Here is a 22,511-nt window from a genome sequence, read left to right on the forward strand (position 1 = left end):
GAACGAAGATTGATAATGCAAAAATTTTAATTCAAATGAGAAGAAGGAATTTCATAACTCTTACGTCACTGGGAATTACTGGAATTACATCCGGCGGATTTTCTGCTTTGGCTGACTTTCGATCTGACTTTAACGTTGCTAATTTGGGTTCAGAGCTAGCATCCGATCTCGTTATCGCCGGCGGTGGGGTAGGAGGCTGTGCAGCTGCACTGGCAGCTTTACGCAACGGCCTTTCAGTGATCATGACTGAAGAAACCGATTGGATAGGAGGGCAGCTAACCTCTCAGGGTGTTCCACCAGACGAACATATCTGGATCGAAACTCATGGGTCACCGAAATCCTATCGCACTTATCGATCTTCCGTAAGAAACTATTATAAAAGGAATTATCCTGTTACACCTAAAGCAAAAGAAAAGGTATATTTCAACCCCGGAAATGCCGTGGTTTCAGAATTATGCCATGAGCCGAAAGTATCCCTGGCAGTACTGAATGAAATGCTGAGTCCGTATGTTAGTTCCGGTAAATTGACGATCCTGCTTGACACAAAGGTGAAATCAGCCGACTATTCAGGAACCAAGGTGAAAGCTTTGAAGGTTTTTAACTTACAGACTGGCAATGAGACTATTCTTACAGCACCATATTTTGCAGATGCTACTGAAATGGGCGACCTCTTGCCACTCACGGGTACAGAATTCGTAACTGGGACTGAATCCAGAGCTGAAACCCGTGAACTGCATGCTCCTGAAAAAGCTGATCCAGACAACCACCAGGCCTTCACGATGTGCTTCGCGATGGACTACATTCCGGGAACCAATAATGTTGGTGATAAGCCAGCCGAATATGAATTCTGGCGAAATCTGGTTCCAGATATGACTCCCGCCTGGCCAGGAAAATTACTTGATCTCAGTTATTCGAATCCGAAAACGCTTGAAAAAAAGCCCCTGGGATTCAATCCTGATGGAACCCCAACTGACCCATACCTGAACTTGTGGAATTATCGTCGAATCCTTGCAAAAGAAAATTTCACACCTGGCGCTTACGGCGGGGATATTTCTACAGTAAACTGGCCGCAGAATGATTACACCCTTGGAAACATCGTAGGTGTTTCGGAAAAGGACTTTTCTCACCATGTCGCCCGGGCTAAGCAGCTAAGTCTCTCTTTGTTCCACTGGCTTCAAACGGAAGCTCCACGGCCCGATGGAAAACAAGGTTGGCCAGGCTTAAGGTTGAGAAAAGACATCATGGGCACTGAGGACGGGCTGGCGAAGTACCCGTACATTCGAGAAGCCCGACGGATCAAGGCACAATTCACCGTTCTTGAGGAGCATGTTGGTCAGGCAAACCGGGTTAGGGTAGCAGGAGCTGAGGCTGGGAAAAGGGCAGCACATTTCTATGATAGTGTTGGAGTTGGCTATTATCATATTGACCTTCATCCCAGCAGCCGCAAACAGAACTATATTGATTTTGCATCCCTACCATTTCAAATACCTTTGGGGTCTTTATTGCCGAAGCGAATGGAGAACTTATTGCCAGCCTGTAAAAATATAGGCACTACACATATTACAAACGGCTGCTACAGGCTTCATCCGGTTGAGTGGAGCATTGGCGAGGCGGTTGGCTTACTGGTTGCCTACGGGCTTAAAAACGGCCAGGTTCCCTACCAGATCAGAGACGATAAAGAACGCCTCATAAAATTTCAGGAGTTTATTCGTTCGCAAGGCGTTGAAACAGAATGGAAAAGTTGATTTTTATTTTAAGCTGAATCAATGGCAAACCATGTCGAATTCTATCTCTCCTTCAAAAGTTCTGTTCCAGGGTAAAGAAAATTTCAAATTGGCTGGCCGGCATTCGATGTCTTCCTGAATGCTACCAGGCCTTTTTTTCAAGTAAATATCTGAAAGTGTAATAAACATTGGCTCAAGCAGCTCTCTGGCATAAGTTTCAACTTCCCTGGCAACTTTTTCTGTTCTCTCGAAACCCGAGCGATTACTTTGCTTAAAATATTCGTTCGCTTTTGGCCTGACTATCGTATGAAATAAATAATCATCCAGCAGACGGTGCATAGTAAACCAATTTTGCGCTTTCCAGGTTAGCATTTTCTGCGCTTGATTCTCGAACATTTTCTTTTCTGCAAGATTGAATATAAGACCTTGGGGGAGAGCAGTGCCAACCGTATTGCCGGCCGTATTCCATGATGCGTAGCTATATACCTCGGTAAAAACTTTCATCTTTATCAATGCGTTCGCGAAAGTCGGGTCGCCCCCCTGAATATTGCCTTTCGGGTCTATATCTGCAATCATAACATGCTTTTTGTCAGTTATATCTCTGTTGATTTCTAAAGCAAAACTTTCAGCGCGACTTTCATCGGCTCTGGAGGCAAAAACATAAAAAATCAGATCAGCCTGTGTTGGATTTAAAGTTTCCGTAGCTCCTGCCGCGACGATGTTGTAGGTCACTGTGTTTCGAAGGGGCCGATCTTCGAAAGGCATTGCTGAATTTGCAGCGCTTTCAGATGAGTATTTCACAAAGACTTTTGGAGAGGTAGCATTTAATTTATTCAATGCCCGGGATAGGAGTAGCATGGAAATTTCGTCTGTTCCAGGTTGAATTATGATTTTATCGCCGAGTTTGCTTTTTGCGACTGAAGAGCTCAGTAATTCCCGGTCCGCGACATGGACGCCTTTTGGTTTGGCGTCATCCTGCGAAAGGATAAGATATTCTAATATGCCAGTCTTAATAAGCTCTACCGCTGCCTGATTTAAAGTTAGATTCCTACGCCTTGCCTGTTTATAATTTTTCAATGCGTCTGCAGGGATATCATTTTCTAACTTTTCAGTTTCCAGTTTATTAATCGGATAAGGGGAAATATCTGCCCATCTGGCAAGTTTTTCTCTATATGGTTCGTTTTTACCATCACTGGTAGGGGCAAGGCGCATGATCACACTTTGTCCGTAAATCGGTAATCCTGGAGATTTCCTTTTAATTTCATGTAGGATTTTTAGTCTATTTTCTGCTACAGCCAAACTAGTTTCGTTTACTCGCGAAGCTACCAGACCGCCGTACGCGATCATATCGAGGGATATTATCGCGGCCTTAAAGGATTTCAGGTCTTGTTTACGAATCCAGTCAATAATTCTATCCGGTTCACCCGGTTTAGTGAATTTTCCGAGCATTTCTTTGGGAGGAGACACTACTTCACAATCAGCTATCATGCCCAATTTCTGGGTGAACTGAAGGCAGGGTGGCCGGTCATCAAGAGGAATCAGAAGTATCTTTGTCCCCGTCTCCTGCGCCATAGACTTGAATGAAATCATTGTAATATGAAGTAGGATAATAATTCGCCAAAAAGTGTTCATCGGGGAGTTGAAATTGATATATTTAAAACTAATGAAATTGTTTTAACAAAAACTGAAATCGATAGAATTGCCGGAAATGTACTCTATTTATTTCTTTTTGAGGGAATAGTTGAGCGGCATTTGATGGTGACTGAAACTAGAATGTTAAGTATTTTAAGGAAGATAAATAATAAACCAATATGTTATATAAAACACATAAAAATTTGAATATTAAAACAATATCGTGCATTGTAACATGCGTGACCTTCCTGTTCTGCCAATCTGTCACCGCGCAAAATAGATGGAAAATGATCAAAAATGAATTCATTTTCGACAAGGTGCCCTTCTCGCAATGTCATGCTTCTTCCCTTTTAGAAACGAACCGCGGAAGTCTGTTAGCCGTTTGGTTTGGAGGAAGTCATGAAGGCAATAAAGACGTCAAAATTTGGATGTCGTCAAATGAAAAAGATATATGGTCGAGGCCGATAGAAATTGCGGACGGTGTGATGAATGAAAGTCAAACTTATCCTTGCTGGAACCCTGTATTATTCAAATCTAATGAAGGTAAGATATTTCTTTTTTACAAAGTTGGTCCAAACCCAAGAGAATGGTGGGGTATGTACAAAACATCTTTAGATGCGGGTAAAAGTTGGACGTCTGCAGTAAGACTTCCAGACGGGATTATTGGCCCGGTTAAAAACAAGCCCATACAGTTAAAGAATGATATAATACTTTCTCCTTCAAGCACCGAAAGCAAAACAGAGGACTGGAAAGTGCATATTGAGCGTTCAAAAGATAATGGTAAGACCTGGCAAATAATACCAGTCGATCCTGAAACACATTTTAATGTGATACAACCTAGTATTCTTGAATATCCGGACGGAAGGCTACAAATTCTCTGCCGGAGCAAGGATGGAAATGTTATTGAATCCTGGTCAAATGATCAGGGAGAAACCTGGAGTAAATTAAGCCGAACAGAACTCTTGAATCCAAACTCAGGAACGGATGCAGTTAGTCTAAAAAATGGCGCTCAAATTATTGTGTATAATCCTCTCGTTCCTGGTAAGGAATGGTTTAACGGCCGTTATAAAATATCTGCAGCCCTTTCTCAGGATGGGAAAAGATGGACTGATATTGCCCTGCTTGAAGACGGTACAAAAGAAGAATATAGCTATCCTGCAATCATTCAAACCCTCGATGGAAAAGTTCATATTACTTATACCTTCGACCGAAAGAACATAAAACATATTGTTCTCGAGCCGATTTAATCGATTGAACAGGATGGTTATATACTGACGGGGAAGTTTTTTAATTGCTGGTTTAAAAATTCTTATATTTAAGGATCAATGACAAAACGCACTCTCCCTTTTTTTAACTTATCTCTGGCTAAAGTACTTGATACGGAGCCGGATAGCCTTAAAAAAGCCAGGATAAGCATCATTTTTGCAATTACAATATTTTCCATCATTAAACTTCTTGTTGCGCTTCCTGGAGCCGTTATACATAACCAGGATGTGCAAATTATCCGTATCGTTCTCTTTCTAGGCGTACTTGCTGTGTTGTTAAAATTTCTGTTGATAAGCAGACACTATGCAGGAAAGGTAGGTGTCATCCTCATCTGGCTTGCGCTGTCCCTGACATGGTCGAATGTGTTTGTAACCGCACAAACCATAAATATCGTTACCATCCAGGTAGTCGTCACAATTATTCTGAGCAGTTTTTATTTGTTTAACTGGCGTTGGGCCCTGATTTATTCTTTTTTAGCGGTATTGCCGGTCACCGGGCTTTTGATTATTGGAAATGGCGTAAAGTTTAGCGGTATTGCCCCTGAAGAATTAGCCTCACCATCTTATGAAATCGTTGTAGTGCTTAACTTTTTGACAATTGTTATTGCACATTTTCTTTACTACCAGGCTCTGAATAATTACGTTGCTGAGAAAGAAATGCTGAACAAACAGCTGCAAAAGGCCGTTAAGGAAGCAAACCTTGCTGTGCAGTCAAAGGCAGATTTTTTGTCAACGATGTCACATGAACTAAGGACACCACTTAATTCCGTGATAGGGATGACACAGCTGCTATTAAACTCACCATACAGCGACGAACAATCGGAAAACCTGAAGATTGTTAACTTCTCAGCAATGAACCTACATATGCTGATAAACGACATACTGGATTTTAACAAGATGGAGTCTGATAAACTTAATCTGGAAGCAATAAATGTGGACCTATATTCTCTGGTTAAAGATATCTGCTCTGGAATGCGGTTTCAGGCTGAGGAAAAAGGCTTGCATTTGGTCACTAATATTGACGAGGCACTGAAGTCAAATTATGTAATAACAGATCCGACTAGATTGACCCAGATAATCCATAACCTGCTGGGAAATGCCGTTAAGTTCACGCACAAGGGAACAGTATCGTTAGAAGTAAGAGTTATCCACCTAAATCCCGAATCTGTTGATGTACGGTTTACCGTTTCAGACACAGGTATTGGTATCGAAACCCAGCAGCAGGAAGTAATTTTCGAAGCATTCACCCAGGCATCATCCAGTACAACCCGCAATTTTGGAGGAACAGGCCTGGGATTAACTATAGTTAAGCGTTTATTAAAGCTTTTTGAAAGCGACATTAAAGTTGCGAGTACTGTAGGTAAAGGATCTGATTTCGTTTTTGAGATATCGTTTAAGGCGGCTGTTTCCGACGACGCATCAGCACAGAATACAAGTAAGATTATTTATGATCTCAGCCAACTTTCCGTCCTCGTAGTTGAAGATAATCCTATAAACAGCCTGCTTATTAAAAAAATATTCTCCAATTGGGATAATAAGCCCGTTTTCGCTGAGAATGGGCATGAAGCTCTCGAAAAGATAGAAAGGAATAATTTTGACGTTATTCTCATGGACATCCATATGCCTTTGCTGGACGGTTATGAAACTACCCGCCTTATTCGGAATTTGGGTGATAAAAGTAAGGCCTCTATCCCTGTCATCGCATTAACGGCCTCGGTTTCGAATGATTTAAGCTTTAAAATAAGGGAAGCTGGAATGAATGACTATATCAACAAGCCCTTTAACTCAGATGATTTATATCGAAAATTGAAGGCAATCGATATCGTTTCCCCCCAGATTATCGAGGAGACCTTACAGAAAAATACCGCGTAAACTCGATAGTGGGATAATCTACGTGTTGCTTTGGAGGCTTTGCCGCATTGTAATTCTGACGATAGCATTGAGCTTCTAATATTTTCGGCATCTCACAACTCTTTGGTCCATTTCCAGGCGCAAAAAAATACCCCGTAATCTTTACGAAAACGGGGTATCTAATATTAGGGTTGTGATTTTTAACTTGAAAGCGGCGGCCCCACTGGTACAGTAATCTTTTGTTTACCTGTTGGATACACATACTTCTTGGCGGTGAATGTAGAAGTCAGGTATTCACCATGATGGATTTTACCGGTCATGTCATTGCCATTAACGGTTCCTGAAAAGGTAAATGGAACGTTATCACCCAGCATTCTCGAGGAGCTTTGGAATTTGACTTCATTCCCCTCTATAGTACCTACCAGCTCATTTGTCGTGAAAGTTCCCTGATGCGATCCTTTCATGAAATTCCCATCCTGAGTCTCGATGATAAACTTGTGAGCGCTCTTTTCATTGAAATAGTCAATTGTAACGTCCCAGCGTCCTTTCAAATCTGCGGCGGGAGCTGCCATAGTTTCCACAAGCGGCGGACGTTTAGCAGTTAAGGCTGCATAGATCCTATCTCCAACGATTTTATCATCGCCCGGCTGCATCATCCACGCTGCAAGCGAAATAGAAGTGCTTGGTGTTGCCGGTGCAGTGCCTGCAGCTGCTCCAGGGCGACCGCCGCCACCACCGCCTGAACTCATGGCGATACGCGGTTTAGTTGTCGACAAAAGTGTAGAAATATCTGCACCAGTAGCATTAAATTTATTTGGATCCCAGGATATAGTTAGATTTGGCGTACGATTGTCAAGACCTTGAGGTTGACGAATATTTGTTGTTACACCATCTATGGTAGAAACACGTTTTGCAATGTTCTCCAGGTAGCTTGTCCAGGTCGCCTCTTCTTTCGGATGATCACGTTTTACCCAAGCTTCAACAGCAGCCAGCATACCTATTTGTTCTTCTTTGCCAACTTTGTTGTCACGTGCTGGTCCGTGATGAGGAGCACTTGCCTGCCATGCTGCCATAAGAAGCTTTTTGTCGCCTAATAACAAACCAGCACTCTGTGGACCACGAATGGCCTTACCTCCGCTATAAGCCACAACAGTTGCACCATTTTGCAGGTGAACATTCGGGTTTAATGTTAATGCTTCCGCTGCTGCATCAACAAGAACCGGTACACCTTTGGCTTTAGCTGCTGTTGCAACTGCCTTCAAAGATAATGGTCCTGTAGCATCCGGTCTGCCTGACATCATGTATATCATTGCTGTGCGCGGATTGATAGCAGCCTCCAGTTCCTCCTGAGTATTTACAGTGATTACTTTTACCCCCACATTACGTACGGCATGATCATACACATTACGTGAACCTCTAGGGATAATCACTTCATTTTTTTCAATCCCGGTCAGATCGGGAATGCGAACCAATTTTTCAGGATTTCCACCTGTAACTGCAGCAATTGTCACTAATTTCATACCACCTGCACAACCGGATGAAACAACGCCCCATTCTGCACCAGAAAGTTCGGCTAGCCTTTTGCCTACACCCATTGCAAGCTCATCAAGCTGTACATAATAATTGCCCGCATATTGCATAGCTTCTTTGGCTTCCGGTACTAATGTAGAAGCTCCGATAATAGTAAAAGTACCCCGACAGTTAATTACCGGCTCAACGCCGATTGACTGATAAACCTGAGCTCCAGCTTTTAGCGGGCCATCGACAACAGATTCCCCACCCAGGATTCCAAGCAGGCCAGCACCTTCAGCTGCACTTGCTGACTGAGCGCTTCCAACAACTCCGCCCGCTAATGGGAGTAATGTCAGACCTTTAATAACGTCTCTACGTTTCATTTAATTTGTTTGTTTTAGGTTATATTGAAATTTTGTTTTGCGCGTATCTTCTCATCCGGAGAATGAGTTAACTAATTTATGTACTTGAGGAAAGAAATTATCCTAATATAAGTAGTATTAATGTTACAAGTAAGGGCAAGAACCAAAAAACTCACAGATTGTTACAGAAATTGCCCACAATTCCAGCCGATCCAAAGAAATTTTAGTCGTACACTGCGATTAGCCGGAAAAAATCAGGTTTTTCTTGCCTAATAAAATTTATACACCAGTTCAACCTGACTCATGGATCTACATTTTATCAGGAATTAGTTATTTCACTATCCTGGAAGTCATTTGATGACATTAACCCGAGGCCCGTTAATTTACTTCTGTGAAAAGAGTTTCTCCCAGATATTCAATTTTTGATATGTGAATATTCCTTTTATTGAAATTAAGAAGCGTCCAGTGATCAGGATATTTAACAGTAATTTTCTGATTAATCAGCTGTGCTTTTAGCTCTTGCAAATTAAGTCCTTTTTCCAGGCCGCGATTGATATAGAACAGTTCGTCACGCCCTTCAATTTTAAAATTTACATCATTAACACCACCTTCATAAATTTCAACAACTTTGCCCTTAAAAACTACTAAAGCATTTTCGGGCAGTATCGGTACTGGTCTGAAAGTGAGTAATCCAATGCCCATTATGATTAAGAATCCGACCAGGATTAATGGAATGCGTCCAGGCTTTTTAATAACCGGATTGTAAATAATCGGCTTTTTCATGTGCGTCGTTTTGGGGACATAGCTCTCATTATGAATCCAATATACATTATTTTGGTCAGATAACTATTTCTCTGCTATTGGATTGATTTTTCAAAACACACACTATTTTCCACACCTGCATATTGTCCGTAATTCGGAATGATCTTGTAGTTTTGTTTAAGGTACAGGGCAATTGCCTCAGGCTGCTTTTTGCCTGTTTCTAACCGACAGGTCTTGTAATTTAGCTCTGCCGACCATCTTTCCAGTTCGCTTAATACCATGCTTGCAGCTCCTTTTCCCCGGCTTGCAGGAATGGTATACATTCGTTTAACCTCCATAGCTTCTGAGGTCAGTTCTTTTATCGCACCACAACCTACCGGGATATCATCTTCATAGGCCACTACAACGTGCTTTATTTTGTCCACCTTATTAAATTGAGCATAAAATTCGTGTTCGGATCCGTCCCTGATTGCCAGATCAGCATCGAGCTGCTTCACAAGTTCCCTAAAATCCTGATTGTCTGATTCTGTGCGAATGAGTGTTATCATAACTTAGATCTCCGCTGCCATCGCAGGGTCTGATATACTGTGCCTTCCTGTTTCGATTCGCCCGGCAAATCTATATGAATATGTGCCGGCAGACTTCACCGAGAAGTCATACCAATTTCCACTATTGGTTAAAGTCCATTCCATTTTCTTACTCTTGCCGGACTCAAGCTTGAATGGGGCAGGAACGCTGTGATTGTATGCATTCGCAGCGATGCTCACATCAAGGGAGATAGGATTATTGTTATCGATTTTTACTGTTATTGATCCTTTTTTGTAATTGTAGCTCAGCGATACCATGGGCTGCGGTGACTTGATATTCCCCGTAAATTTCTGAAAATAACCATTAGGCCCATAGATCTCCAGATCATAAGCCCCATGATTCTGTGAAACATCCCACTCGTCGGCTAGTGATTTCTCGGATTCAACCGTATAACGGCGGGGGATTCGGTCAAGATGTAAAAGGTCATACACATGAAATACGGCTCCAGCGGTACCTTTGTTTTCAAAGGATATTCTGACCTGATCAGCAGGTTCTATTTCTTCAAATTGCGTCTGCAAACGATAGGGTAGTGCCCTTGAAAACCGAGTACCTTTTTCCTGAAACAATGGTGAAGCCGCCATCGGAGCCTCAGCTTTAGGCAATAGTTTCGACGCTGCATCAAGGGATGCATACTCTGATGTAGCAGGCATTTGGGGAAAAGCAGGATCATTAGGGCTGGCGAAATCAAATGCGGATGTTAAATCGCTGCTTACAGCCCGGTGCCATGGACTAATGGCAGGAATAACCACGCCAAACCTTTTTTCTATGAACTGCCCTACGGAAGTATGATCAGCTACCTGAGAATCTACCCAGCCACCTTTGCTCCATGGAGAAATAATATACATTGGCACCCGCGGCCCCATACCCCATGGTCGGATATTTCCACTGATTGTATCCCTCTTATCCTGATAGGTCCTCGTCTTCGCTCTATCAGCAGCGTTCGGCGAGTCGGCATTAAACGGGTTAGGGAAGGGCGCTGTACCCTTGTCATTGTTAAAATACATTCCGGCAAGATCGATTGTTGATTTTCCGGCAAGTGTATTATCTAGATTGTACGATGGCACAGCAGGTGCAGGCAGGTGATCAAAAAGCCCGTCGTTCTCATCAAACGTTAGAAAAAAAGCTGTTTTGCTCCACACTTCCGGGTTTGATGTAATTGCTGATAATACTTCGTGAGTAAAATCAGCACCACGGTATGGACTTGAAGGTGCCCCTGGATGTTCCGAGTCCATTTGAGATGGCAAAACCCAGCTTACCTGCGGAAGTGTATTGTTTTTAACCTGTTCTTCCAGGTCTTTTATAGTCCAGTGCCGCATACCATTTTCATAGATAGGCGAACCCGGTTTTGCGTTTCTAAAGCTCTCGAAAGCCAGACATCCATGCATTGCTCCAGTCCAGTTATTATTAGGATCCTGGAAGATGCGCCAGCTCACACCGGCCTTTTGCAGAACGTCGGGTATTGTTGGCCAATTGAAGGCATTTCCGCGGTAGGTGTATCCCGGATCGGGCATTTTGCCCCGAATCCAGCACCTGATGTTTACCGGTTCTGAATCCTGATCAGTACAATTAATTCCTTGTGCCCTTTTCAGAGGATCAAAATTTGAACCCGACCAGAAAACGATCCGATTTGGATCAGTACCGGTAGCTACTGAACAATGGTAAGCATCACTAATTGTAAAAGATTCAGCTAGCGCATATTGGAAAGGTATTTCTTCTCTGGTGTAATAGGCCATGGAGTAAGGCGTCTTATAAAGAGGCCAAAAGCCATATTTCCCCTGATTCCATGCGGCCTGCATATCCGGGAAGTCGTGTGGCGTACCATTTATCAAAGCCGCATTGGTAGTTTTTTTGTTTGCGTGATACGGTGGAATGACCTTGTTGCCATCAGATTGAAAGAATGCGCGTTTTCCGCTCTCCAGCGGAATAGGGAATCGGTCTCCGAATCCACGAACTCCTTTCATTGTCCCAAAATAATGATCAAAAGAACGATTCTCCTGCATGAGGATAACGATGTGCTCGACATCCCGAATGGATCGCGTTGCATTGTTAGCTTCGACCGCAAGTGCTTCCTGCAGCCAGGAAGACCAAACTGAAGCAGCTGCAGTAGCTCCGGCTGATAGTTTAATGAATTTTCTTCTGTTAACTTTTGACATATTATTTCTTGTCCATACTCCATCCAACGGCACTTGTGCCATTCAAGTCCCATACAATTCTGCCATTCCTTACCGTCATTTCAGCTTCAAACTTCTTATCACCTTCAAGTTTGTACCCAGCGGCATCCATGAACCCAAATTTCCCGGTGTTGACTCTTAACACAGCGATATCCGCAACGGAACCCACGCTTAAATTTCCTAAATCCGGCCGTCTAATAGCCTCTGCGGCCCCGGATGTTGCGCGCTTAAGAATTTCTTCTTTGGACATTCCGATGTTCAAATATTTCGACATCAGGTTCAGCATGTCTTTCATTCCCGCATTCACACTGTTGTGATGCATATCGGTTCCAAAGGTATTTGGTAACAAACCTTGTTTTACGGCCGGAACCGCCTGATTAAACCAAAATCCCACTCCTCCATGACCAACATCAAATAAGATCCCCCTCTTTTGTGCTGCCATTACAAATGGCCTCACGTTACCTCTTTCGTCAACAACAGGCATCCGTTCAGACACATTCTCATAGGCGTGTGTAATAATATCACCCGGTTTCATATGATTTAATTGATCCTCCAGCGAAAATTCGGTTATGTGACATTCGACAAAAAGAGGACGATTGTTAGATGAAGCGAGCTTCGATGCTGCATCAAATGGGCTCCATGATTTGCCAGAATAATGTCCGATTTTAACACCTGCAATAATATCTGGATATTTTTTGATAAGCTCATCTGCCTTTTGAAGATCCATATCCATTGTATCCTGCTCTGCCTTACCACCGATCATCCCTGGTGCAAAAACATTTAGGAAAGAAAGAACCCGGGTTCGCGATCTGTCAATAACCTGCTCTTTAAACGCCGGGAAGCTCTTGTAACCTGAAGTGCCAGCATCCACAACTGTGGTTATCCCTGCACGGAAAGTAAAGTCATCTGGTTTGACGCTTGATGAGCCATTGGCAAATCCTGCAGTGGGACCCGTAAAGACATGAGTGTGAATATCAATTAAACCGGGGCTTACTAGCATTCCGCTTACATCAACCACTTTCTTAGCAGAGTTTGCCGGTATACCTGCAGCCACCTTTGATATCTTGCCCTGAGTTATAGCGACATCCAATTTTGCATTCAGGTTGTTTTTCGAGTCAATAACCTGTCCACCTTTCAATAGAAGATCGAATTCCTGCGCATTTACAAAGGCGGGAGTTAGTAAACAGCAAACAGCAGCAAAAATAATTGAAGGGTTTTTGAATCGATTCATCTTATATACTTTATTGATAAACGTCTTTATTGTTTGAAAATCAAATCCATTTCTTAGCAAATCGTTATTGCTTTTATTTGTCATGTCGCAGGTCTGCTACCTAGTGAGCAAAAAACAGCAGTATCTAGGGACAGGTAAAGCGAAGGGTGATTGTGTCCTTATTACTAACATTCGTTTTCTATTGTCCAGGCATAGAAGCCGCACTTATTGCGTTGAGGTCCCAAACAATTCTGCCTTTTCGGATAGTTAACTCCGCCTCGAGTTTTTGTTTTCCTTTTATCGCTATCCCGTTTGAGTCGGAGAATCCAAAGTCGCCGGTTTTTAGATTAAATACTGCGATATCTGCTTCTGTCCCTTCGCTCAAGTTCCCGAGCTCTGTTCTTTTAATCACATTTGCAGGTTTCCAGGTAGAGGCAGCGATAACGTCCTGCAAGGACATGCCAATATTTAAAAACTTAGATGCCAGGTTAGCCATGTCTTTAAAACCGCCATTCATACTTCCAGTATGCAGGTCTGAACTTAAAACATCAGGAGCGAATCCCTGCTGCATGGCCGGAATCGCCTGGCTCCACATAAAACTTCCGCCACCGTGACCTACATCAAATATAATCCCGCGTTTGCGTGCTTCAAAAACAAAAGGCTTAACTTTTTTAGTTTTCATGTCGACGATCGCCTGCTTGTGTTCAAGCATTTTACCATCCGGTCCAAATTCCCGATCATAACGGAAAACGTGAGTGAATATATCTCCCGGACGAAGATGCTTCATAAAAAGCTCCTCGATAGGAAGAGGAGGATTAGCTTTTCCAAAGTCTACCATGACGGGGATATTCGCGATTGTGCCAGCCTGAACTGCTTTGTCTGCCGGAGTCCAATCATGGCCGATGTAGTGCGCAATTTTTACACCTACTATCAGGCTTTTATACTTGTTTGCGATGCTTGACGTCAGCTTTGGATCCATATCGGACGTGTTCTGTTCATAAGCAACCAGATCACGCATGCCTTCACCTACGATATTTATAAAGGACAGGACACGCGTTTGAGACACATCAATAACGTTCTTTTTAAACACATCAAAGTTCCTCCAGCCTGCGCCGCCTGCATCAACGATGGTTGTTACACCAGAGCGAAAAGTGAAACCGTCAGGGGGAAGGGCATCAAGGCCGTTACTAAGGTAATGGTCAGGTTCAGTTCCATGAAAAACATGCCCATGAATATCAATAAGTCCTGGTGTAACATATAGGCCGGTGACATTGACAGTCTTCCTCGCCGCGCTTGCCGGGATGTCAGCAGCTACCTTAAAGACCTTTCCGTCAACGATTGCCACATCCATCTTAGAATCAATCTTGTTTTTGGGATCGATGACGTGCCCGCCCTTCAACAGGAGGTCTATTTGTTGGGCTTGAGATATGACTGGAATCGTCAAAAGCACTCCAAGACTTAGGAGTCGAGTTATACGTCTGAGAAGTGGATCGGTGAAGATAAGCATGTCGGAAGGGTTAATTTGTTTTTGAAGCTGGGTCGTAAACAGGGCTTCCTATGCCATTAAGATCCCAAACAACTCGTCCGGCCCTAAGTGTAAGCTCTGCCTGCAGTTTTTGGGTTCCATTAACCCGTGTGCGGCGAACATCCAGAAAACCAAAATTACCCTTCTGCAGGCTAAAAACAGCGATGTCCGCTTCCGCACCCACACTGAGATTTCCAAGTTCAGGACGTTTGATTACGTTCGCAGGTGATACGGTTGACCGTTGAATCACTTCCTGTAATGTCATTCCGATATTCAAAAATTTGGACATCACATTTGCCATATCTTTCATTCCGCCATTCATGCTTTCTGCATGTAAATCGGTGCTTATAACATCCGGTTTGAAATCCTGTTTAACCGCTGGAACAGCTTGCCGCCATGAAAAGGCACCTCCGCCATGGCCGACGTCAAAAATGATTCCTCGCTTTTTAGCATCAAATATGAAAGGTTTCACCTTCCCATCCTCGTCCACAACAGTTTCACGGGCCGTAGGGCCGTAAGAATAAGTGTGCGTGAAAATATCTCCCGGACGCAGGTGTTCCAAGAAAAGCGATTTGATCGGATTAGGTGGGTTGTGTTCACCAAAGTCAACCATAACCGGCACTTCCGCCAGTTTGCCGGCCTCTACAGCTTTATCTACTTGTGTAAAGCCACCCCAATAATGTGCAGCTTTGATGCCGACCAGGATTTTAGGATACAGTCGTTTTATCATATTAGCTGTCATCTCAGGATTCATATCAGTTACATCCTGCTCTTCAAATCGTCCATACATTCCCGTCCCAACAATATTAAGTAATGCTAAAACACGCGTCTGGGACCGGTCTATGGTCTGTTCTTTAAACTTCCTGAAATTCCGCCATCCAGATGACCCGGCATCGACCATCGTAGTTACTCCTGATCTGAAACTGAAAGCATCAGGATTGACGCTTGTATGGCCGTCAGCGATGTATGATCCAGGTTCGTTGCCTTCAAAAACGTGAGTATGCATATCAATTATTCCAGGAGTAACATACAGCCCAGTTACATCGACCGTTCTCCTGGCCGTATTTACCGGGATATTCGCAGCAACCTTAAAAACTTTCCCTGCTGTGACGCCCACATCCATTATTCCGTTAATATTATTTTTTGGATCAATGACGTGGCCACCTTTTAAAAGTAGGTCGATTTCCTGGGCCTCGGCCAACGAAATGCCCGAAATAGTTAATAGTGCTGCGGCGAAGAATGCTCTGCTCAGTTTTTTGTAATTGTTTAGTGCCATATGGATTAAATATGTTCTAATATAAATAAGAATTTTAGGTAAAAAGTGTACCTATAGAAATGTTACCAGAGATGTTGAGTGCTATGAGATATTACCTCGCTACCATTATGGTTCTTACTTGCTGCAGATCCTGATTTTGGCAATCTGGCGTATTACAATCCTGGAGTATAACCAGGATTGGCGAATAGAATTTTCAGGATAATTGCTTCTGCAAATCTTTCCCCTTACATGATTTTAAATTTATCGATTTTCTACGAAATAATTCTTGCAATGAGGGTTATTATTAGCTGACTCAAAATTGTTTGGCTAACTGTGGTTTCAGATGAATGTCCACCACGCAGATATGTTACACTATATTATTCAAAAAATTAATTATTTTGGTTCATTAATTTAAAAGATATGCCTACTTATAAACTTCAAATCAATGGTAAAATGCTCCAGGCTGATGTTGAGGCTGACACTCCACTTTTATGGGTGCTTCGTGATCATCTTGGCCTGGTTGGAACCAAATATGGCTGCGGTATAGCTCAATGCGGTGCTTGCACTGTCCACGTTAATGGAGGTGCAACCCGTTCATGTGTTTATCCTGTGTCTGCTGTTGGTAGTTCACCAGTTTTAACAATTGAAGGTTTATCAGAGAAAGGGGACCATCCGCTACAGTTGGCCTGGGATGAAGTGGATGTTGCACAATGCGGTTATTGCCAGGCTGGTCAGATAATGACTGCTGCCGCGCTGCTAAAGAAAACACCAAAGCCGTCTGACGAAGATATTGCAAATACTATGCATGGAAATATTTGCCGTTGCGGTGCATATCATCGTATACGTGAAGCTGTTAAATTAGCAAGTACTAAAGCCTGACCTTATGGAAAATGTAACAAACAGCAGACGTGATTTTTTAAAAAAGAGCGCTATGACCGGCGGCGGTCTGGTGCTTGGGTTTAACTGGTTTAATGTTGAAGCTGCCCCGGTCATTGTCGCTGATTCAGCAATAGCAGCCGGGAATATAGGGTTCAACAGCTATTTGTCGATCGCGGCAGATGGGATAATAACTATCATGTCCCCAAATCCTGAACTTGGGCAAAATATCATGACTTCCTTCCCAATGGTTGTCGCAGAAGAACTGGAAGCCGATTGGACCAAAGTAAAAGTTTTGCAGGCAAACCTGGATAATAAATTTCAACGCCAGCTTACAGGCGGAAGCGGTGCAGTTCCTCACTCATGGAAACTATTGAGAACGGCAGGTGCAACGGCTAAAGCGATGCTTATTCAGGCCGCAGCTCAAAAGTGGGGATTCCCTGCAGCCGAATGTTCGGCAGCAATCGGCTTTGTGACTCATCCTTCGGGTAAGAAATCCGGATATGGCGACTTGGCTGAAGCTGCTTCCAAAGTGCCAGTTCCAACAGATGTTAAGTTGAAAGACCGCAAGGATTTCAAGATCATCGGAACACGGGTCCGAAACGTTGAAAACAAGAAAATAGTTACCGGAAAGCCGCTTTTCGGGATGGATGTCTATCGTGAAGGAATGCTTTTCGCAATGGTACAGCGTCCGGAGTCTTTTGGTATGAAACTTAAGTCGGTTGACGCGGCTGCCGCCAAAGCCATGCCGGGTATTGTGGACGTGGTTACTTTTAAAAATAACGTAGCAGTCGTAGGTAAATCAACCTGGCAGGTTATGAAAGCAAGAAAGCTCTTAAAGGTTGAATATGAAAAGGATGGGGCGATAGAAAGTACTGATGATCATAATAAATTGTTTCTGTCCTTGATGGATACCGGGACTGCAACGGTAAGGAGAAAAGATGGGGACGTAGATGCTGCGTTTAAAAATGCAGCCAAAGTGGTAAAGGGAGAATATCAATGTCCTTTTCTTTCACACAGTCCGATGGAGCCAATGAACTTTTTCGCAGATGTGCGTGCCGATGGTATTGAGCTGATTGGTCCAACTCAGACGCCGGCAGGTGCACGATCACAGGTTTCGAAACTTCTAAATGTTCCTGAAGATAAAATCACCCTGCAGCTAACCCGTTTGGGTGGAGGATTTGGCAGACGGTTACAAAACGACTACGCTTTGGAAGCCGCTGAAGTTTCCAGCTTAATGAAAGCGCCGATAAAATTGGTGTGGAGTAAAGAAGATGATATGACTGGCGGAGTATATCGTCCTGCTGTCCGCTATCGTTTTGAAGCAGCTTTAGACGCTTCAGGAAATTTGACTGGATATAAATTGAGAGGAGTGGGCATAAATTCAGGTAATTCTACCCGCGAAAATAATTTCCCTTCAGGCGCAGTTGATAACCTTTTAATTGATTCGGTAGAGCATAAATCCCCAATTACTACAGGCGCATGGCGTGCTCCAATTACCAACTTCCTCGCTTATGCTGAGCAGTCATTTTTAGATGAGGTGGCACAGGCCGCCGGCAAAGATCCGGTGGCTTTCAGACTGGAGCTGTTGGAAAAAGCTAAAGCGAAGCCGGTTGGGGATATCCGCTATGATATAAACCGTATGATCGGCGTTATTAAGCTTGCCGCGGAAAAATCCGGATGGGGTAAGAACAAAAACGTATCTCAGGGTTTCAGTGTGTACTTCTCTCATGCATCGTATGTGGCTCAGGTAGCGGAAGTAGAAATGCAAAGCGGGATGCCTGTAGTCAAGAAAATATTTGCCATCGCGGATTGTGGTCAGGTGGTTAACCTGGGTGGCGCACGTCAGCAGGTAATGGGTGGTGTAGTTGACGGCTTTGGACATGCGATGTATAGTAAACTAAGCTTCAAAGATGGCGCCGCTGAACAAAAGAATTATAATACGTACAGGCTGATCAGAATGAAAGAGATCCCTGAAGTGGAAACTCATTTTGTTGATAATGGTATCGACCCAACTGGGTTAGGGGAGCCTGCGCTACCTCCAACTGGCGGAGCCGTGGCCAATGCTATTTTTAAAGCCACTGGAAAACGCTTAAGGAGCCAACCATTTATAGACCAGGATGTTTTTAAGGCGATTAGTTAGGTAGAATCCAATTCGAATTGTGAATATTATTGTTCAAAACCGGCTGGAATAACAGACCGGTTTTTTTATTTAGACAAACGTTTTCCCAGTTTCTAACGTTCTAATACTATCTAGTTTTACAATTATGAAACGGTTTAAATTCACATTCTTACAGCTTGCAGCCTTGTTTGTTTTAATTGCAGGCTCTGCTGTTGCTCAAAATAGATCTGAAAAGGAAGCGGAAATTAGAAAGCTGCTGGATAGTAAGAATTTCACATTCCTTGCGGAAACAGCGACCCCCATGACTGGCGGGAATATCCGCCTGAACTCATCGAATTACCAGGTTAGTTTTTATAAGGACTCATTAGAAAGCTTTCTTCCTTATTTTGGTGTAGCCTTTCGGTCACAATATGGATCTACCCAGAGTCCGCTGATGTTTTCATCCGCTGATTTTACTTATGAGACAAAAACTTCAAAACGGGGCGGAAAGACTGTAACGATAAAAATTAACAGTCCTGATGATCCTGACATGCTTACCCTTTCGGTGTCACCATCAGGGTACAGTACGCTGCAAGTCAACAGCGTCAATCGTCAACCTATTTCTTTTTACGGTACGATTACATCTAATCAGAAAAGTGCTAACTGAACCAATTTATAATTTTTAAATTTGAATCTATTAAAACCACTATACTATGAAATGTCCGAACTGCCAGACTACCTTGCTGATCACTGATAAAAAAGGAATAGAAATAGATTATTGTCCGGATTGCCGTGGCATTTGGCTGGATCGTGGCGAGTTGGAAAAGATCACAGAGCGTTCTGCCGAGCACTATTCTAAAAGAGAAAACTACGAGTCAGATTCAAGAAAATACGAGTACAATAAACACGATGACGACTACTACCGTGCAAATCCGCACAAGAAGAAGAAATCCTTCCTTGACGACATTTTTGACTTCTAGTTATACTCGTTAATGCTTTCTAGTTTATAATGAACTGCCGTGTGTGGAATTCATCTTTGCCGGCTGGCTTGTCTTTTAACAGGTCGCGGTCAAATAGCCGGTTTAAGTTGTTTCCAGCAAGGTCTTCAAGTCTTGAATCTACTTTAAGATAGTAAATTCCTGCTGTCCATTGCTGTTCCGGAGAAAATGATAAGGACGTTTCCTTATCCTTGACCGTTATCTTGCCCTTAACAGATTCTCCGTCGCGGCGGATGATTGTTATGGTATTTAAAAGAAGTGAATGGTCGAGTGACTCACGGAAAGAGATTGAAAGATCTTCTCTGGTGCCAGCTTTCGGAAGTTTCATGTTCCAGTTAACCGGATCCGGGGATTGGATGTCTTTCTCTATGGTTACAAACTTTTTGGAGTACCCTTTTTCAAGTTTCCCTCCACTAAGATCTGTCCACTCCGGGGATACGACAAGCGTATACATGCTTCCCGTGTGAAGAGGATTGCCGTCGCGTTCATTTGGCTGCAGGCCTCTTTTGATTCGTCCCGGGTCAAGCCAGATGGTAAGTTGTTTGCCTTCTTCGTCCCATAGCTCCGTATTTAGATTGAGAAAGATGTCTTTCAGGGTATCACCTTTGCTATCGAGTATACTCAGATAGTTTTCCGATACCCCCTGTCGCATTGGCCTTGAGAAACTCAGGTAAATCTTTAAAAGATTTTCAGGCACGGTGTCCGTAACAGGGTAAATTCCATTTAGAGATGTTTTTCCATCCGCAAGCCTTTCCGGAATGGAAAGGAGTGATAGCAGGCGTCCCTGGTAGATAATTTGATAATCCTTAGCTGGAGTCAATTCTATCAATGGCCTAAAAACTACGCCGTCGCTGCTCATCTGATATTCACCAAGCACATTATCCGGCTGTCCGGCTAACCTTATAAAGATCTTTTCTTCAAGGCGTTCATTCGTTAATCCAGGGAGTAGTTCTGTCGGGATAAAAATAGCAACCGACTTTTCACCTTCTTTTAATACAGTAATGTCATTCAGCTCTGAATGATCTCCGCAGTTCGAAAATAGCGTCACAAAAAAAACCAGGTTACACAATGTGTATAACCTGGTTTTTAACGATATGACTTGCTTACAGATCTTTTCCATTAATAGTTAGAAGATCTGTAGTGCCAGCGGCGCTTTTTTGAATCAGAACGACTCGGCTATCATCTAATTTATCCATTTGGGTAACATTCTTCCGGGCAGAAACTTCGAAAGGTACACCTGCATAAGTAGATGTAACTTTCTCAGTTAAAGAACCCTGGAACGACTCAATATCTTTATGTTTTAATTTCGCAGCTGGCCTGGCTGAATTAGCCATCAGCAAATATTTTTCTCCATCACTATTCAGCGTTAATATATCTGCCGGAGTATTTCCATTACCCATCTCTGCTACCGTACGACCTTTAACATGTGTTCCAGGTTTAAGATCATCCAGTGCAAAAACGACAAGAGGAGTACAAGTATAGCTTGCTATCAGATAATTTTTACCATTGATAGTGGATGTAGTAAATGTGCGAATTGGCGCATTTGTTTCATACCGACCGTGAGCAGCATGATATATTTCCAATGATGATGATTCCTGCTGCGTATTGAAAGGATAAGGAATACTGCGAAAAGTTGAAGCAAACTCCTGGTTGGATATACCGCTCAGCATTAGTTTCCCATCAGCGTAAGCAATATCTGATATCGCTGCTACCCGCATTGATCTTCCACGTTGGTCTTTTGCGTCTTCGGCAGGCACGTTATTAAGTGCAAGTGAAGAATATGATACATCTTTCAATGAAACCGACTGCAGTTGTCCGTTTTCCAGGCGAAGAACAAGAGGTGTTCCGTCGCTGTTTTGTACGGCGAAATAGATCTTTTTCGACAGTGGGTTCACGGCCATGTCCGTAATCGTGATCTTGTCGGGGGTCGTACCCAGGGAAGCTGCTATCTTCTGGTCAATATTCTGAATGTCTGAAGACTCCGCTTTAGCGTTGCGCTTGGAATCTTTGGTATCAATAGCAAATACAGAAGCACCCTGGGAATCCCCGATAAATAAAACTCCTTCTGGGCCGAACGTGAGCGAGCTTACCGATTTGATAGCAGGTGTACCCGTTGTGAAGCCACTCAAAGCACTGTCAGAGCGAGTCATGGCAGCGGTGAGTCCGATAGCAGTGACTGCTGCTGCAAGAACAAAATAGTTTTTCTTCATGTTAGTATTGCTAATGTGATGAATATACGGGCTGGCTACCCGCTTTAAATCAAATATAATTAATTTATAGACCTGAATCACAATATATTATATACTCAACCATTCCGGTGAATCCTTCCCGGTTTGATTCACCCTCACGATTACTCCATCCGGATCCGTAAATTCTATCGCGCGCATGCCTAAATGGCTTTCCTCCGGACCACGAAAGATAATATTCTCCCTTTGCAACTTTTTTATGACCTCCTGAATATCATCCGTCAGGAAACTTATTACTGTTGTTTTAGGGCTGACATGTTTAGATACGTTTAGGTCAAGGCCAGGGTTGCCGGTCCTGAATACTTTTAACTTGGGAAGATTTACAGACTCTTTAAGCCCCAGGATATTTGAATAGAAGTTCGCACTCCGATCAGTATCTTCTACCCCAAACTCAATTTCGTGAAACCTTACTTTCATCGTTATTTACCATTCA

General features: G+C 43.1%; 18 protein-coding genes. 7 read left to right on the forward strand and 11 right to left on the reverse strand.

Annotation, left to right across the window (positions count from 1 at the left end; translation table 11 throughout):
• Positions 1-35 precede the first annotated feature (35 nt).
• The gene (locus tag B5X60_RS02250; RefSeq protein WP_079702273.1) at positions 36-1,745 is read left to right on the forward strand and encodes an FAD-dependent oxidoreductase; all 1,710 of its coding nucleotides are present in this window, start codon (positions 36-38) and stop codon (positions 1,743-1,745) included.
• An 18-nt stretch (positions 1,746-1,763) separates the two neighbouring features.
• Here B5X60_RS02250 and B5X60_RS02255 read toward each other — a convergent pair whose 3' ends face one another.
• Positions 1,764-3,314 carry a DUF4127 family protein gene (locus tag B5X60_RS02255; protein WP_170878362.1) on the reverse strand — a complete coding sequence of 517 codons (1,551 nt, stop codon included), beginning with the start codon at positions 3,312-3,314 and terminating at the stop codon, positions 1,764-1,766.
• A 329-nt stretch (positions 3,315-3,643) separates the two neighbouring features.
• Here B5X60_RS02255 and B5X60_RS02260 point away from each other — a divergent pair, with 329 nt between their 5' ends.
• Both B5X60_RS02260 and B5X60_RS02265 read left to right on the forward strand, forming a co-directional pair.
• A complete protein-coding gene (locus B5X60_RS02260; RefSeq protein ID WP_245803448.1) occupies positions 3,644-4,603 on the forward strand; it encodes a sialidase family protein in 960 nt (319 codons plus the stop codon).
• A gap of 78 nt (positions 4,604-4,681) precedes the next feature.
• A complete protein-coding gene (locus B5X60_RS02265) occupies positions 4,682-6,493 on the forward strand; it encodes an ATP-binding protein (protein ID WP_079700994.1) in 1,812 nt (603 codons plus the stop codon).
• Positions 6,494-6,672: 179 nt separating this feature from the next.
• On the opposite strand, the gene B5X60_RS02270 is transcribed toward B5X60_RS02265, so the two are convergent.
• From B5X60_RS02270 to B5X60_RS02300, 7 genes are all read right to left on the reverse strand, one after another.
• Positions 6,673-8,367: an aminotransferase class V-fold PLP-dependent enzyme gene (locus tag B5X60_RS02270; RefSeq protein ID WP_079700995.1), complete on the reverse strand. Its 1,695-nt coding sequence runs from the start codon at positions 8,365-8,367 to the stop codon at positions 6,673-6,675.
• A 357-nt stretch (positions 8,368-8,724) separates the two neighbouring features.
• Positions 8,725-9,129: a hypothetical protein gene (locus B5X60_RS02275; protein WP_079700996.1), complete on the reverse strand. Its 405-nt coding sequence runs from the start codon at positions 9,127-9,129 to the stop codon at positions 8,725-8,727.
• A gap of 74 nt (positions 9,130-9,203) precedes the next feature.
• Positions 9,204-9,656, reverse strand: a complete 453-nt coding sequence (locus B5X60_RS02280; protein ID WP_079700998.1) for a GNAT family N-acetyltransferase — start codon at positions 9,654-9,656, stop codon at positions 9,204-9,206.
• 3 nt (positions 9,657-9,659) lie between these two features.
• The gene (locus B5X60_RS02285) at positions 9,660-11,891 is read right to left on the reverse strand and encodes a phosphocholine-specific phospholipase C (RefSeq protein ID WP_245803449.1); all 2,232 of its coding nucleotides are present in this window, start codon (positions 11,889-11,891) and stop codon (positions 9,660-9,662) included.
• Positions 11,851-13,098 (reverse strand): amidohydrolase/deacetylase family metallohydrolase, encoded by a 1,248-nt coding sequence (locus B5X60_RS02290; protein ID WP_079702275.1) that lies wholly within the window; start codon positions 13,096-13,098, stop codon positions 11,851-11,853. Before B5X60_RS02290 ends, B5X60_RS02285 begins: the two co-directional genes overlap by 41 nt.
• Positions 13,099-13,276: 178 nt before the next feature.
• Positions 13,277-14,584, reverse strand: a complete 1,308-nt coding sequence (locus B5X60_RS02295; RefSeq protein ID WP_079701000.1) for an amidohydrolase/deacetylase family metallohydrolase — start codon at positions 14,582-14,584, stop codon at positions 13,277-13,279.
• 10 nt (positions 14,585-14,594) lie between these two features.
• A complete protein-coding gene (locus B5X60_RS02300; protein WP_079701002.1) occupies positions 14,595-15,878 on the reverse strand; it encodes an amidohydrolase/deacetylase family metallohydrolase in 1,284 nt (427 codons plus the stop codon).
• Between the two features lie 399 nt (positions 15,879-16,277).
• Between B5X60_RS02300 and B5X60_RS02305 the strand changes: the two genes are divergently transcribed.
• The 4 genes from B5X60_RS02305 (at position 16,278) to B5X60_RS02320 (ending at position 19,814) form a co-directional block, all read left to right on the forward strand.
• The gene (locus B5X60_RS02305) at positions 16,278-16,736 is read left to right on the forward strand and encodes a (2Fe-2S)-binding protein (RefSeq protein ID WP_079701005.1); all 459 of its coding nucleotides are present in this window, start codon (positions 16,278-16,280) and stop codon (positions 16,734-16,736) included.
• Between the two features lie 4 nt (positions 16,737-16,740).
• Complete coding sequence (locus B5X60_RS02310; RefSeq protein ID WP_079701007.1) at positions 16,741-18,876, forward strand: xanthine dehydrogenase family protein molybdopterin-binding subunit; 2,136 nt, start codon at positions 16,741-16,743, stop codon at positions 18,874-18,876.
• 124 nt (positions 18,877-19,000) lie between these two features.
• A complete protein-coding gene (locus B5X60_RS02315; protein WP_079701009.1) occupies positions 19,001-19,501 on the forward strand; it encodes a DUF4251 domain-containing protein in 501 nt (166 codons plus the stop codon).
• 46 nt (positions 19,502-19,547) lie between these two features.
• Positions 19,548-19,814: a TFIIB-type zinc ribbon-containing protein gene (locus B5X60_RS02320; protein ID WP_079701011.1), complete on the forward strand. Its 267-nt coding sequence runs from the start codon at positions 19,548-19,550 to the stop codon at positions 19,812-19,814.
• Between the two features lie 19 nt (positions 19,815-19,833).
• Here B5X60_RS02320 and B5X60_RS02325 read toward each other — a convergent pair whose 3' ends face one another.
• From B5X60_RS02325 to B5X60_RS02335, 3 genes are all read right to left on the reverse strand, one after another.
• Positions 19,834-20,952: an Ig-like domain-containing protein gene (locus B5X60_RS02325; RefSeq protein WP_079701013.1), complete on the reverse strand. Its 1,119-nt coding sequence runs from the start codon at positions 20,950-20,952 to the stop codon at positions 19,834-19,836.
• Positions 20,936-22,042, reverse strand: a complete 1,107-nt coding sequence (locus tag B5X60_RS02330; protein WP_079701015.1) for a hypothetical protein — start codon at positions 22,040-22,042, stop codon at positions 20,936-20,938. Before B5X60_RS02330 ends, B5X60_RS02325 begins: the two co-directional genes overlap by 17 nt.
• 87 nt (positions 22,043-22,129) lie before the next feature.
• Entirely contained in the window at positions 22,130-22,495 is a 366-nt protein-coding gene (locus tag B5X60_RS02335) for a VOC family protein (RefSeq protein ID WP_079701017.1), read from the reverse strand.
• Between the last annotated feature and the right edge of the window lie 16 nt (positions 22,496-22,511).

This window comes from Daejeonella lutea, from assembly GCF_900168015.1.
Classification (GTDB): Bacteria; Bacteroidota; Bacteroidia; order Sphingobacteriales; family Sphingobacteriaceae; genus Daejeonella; species Daejeonella lutea.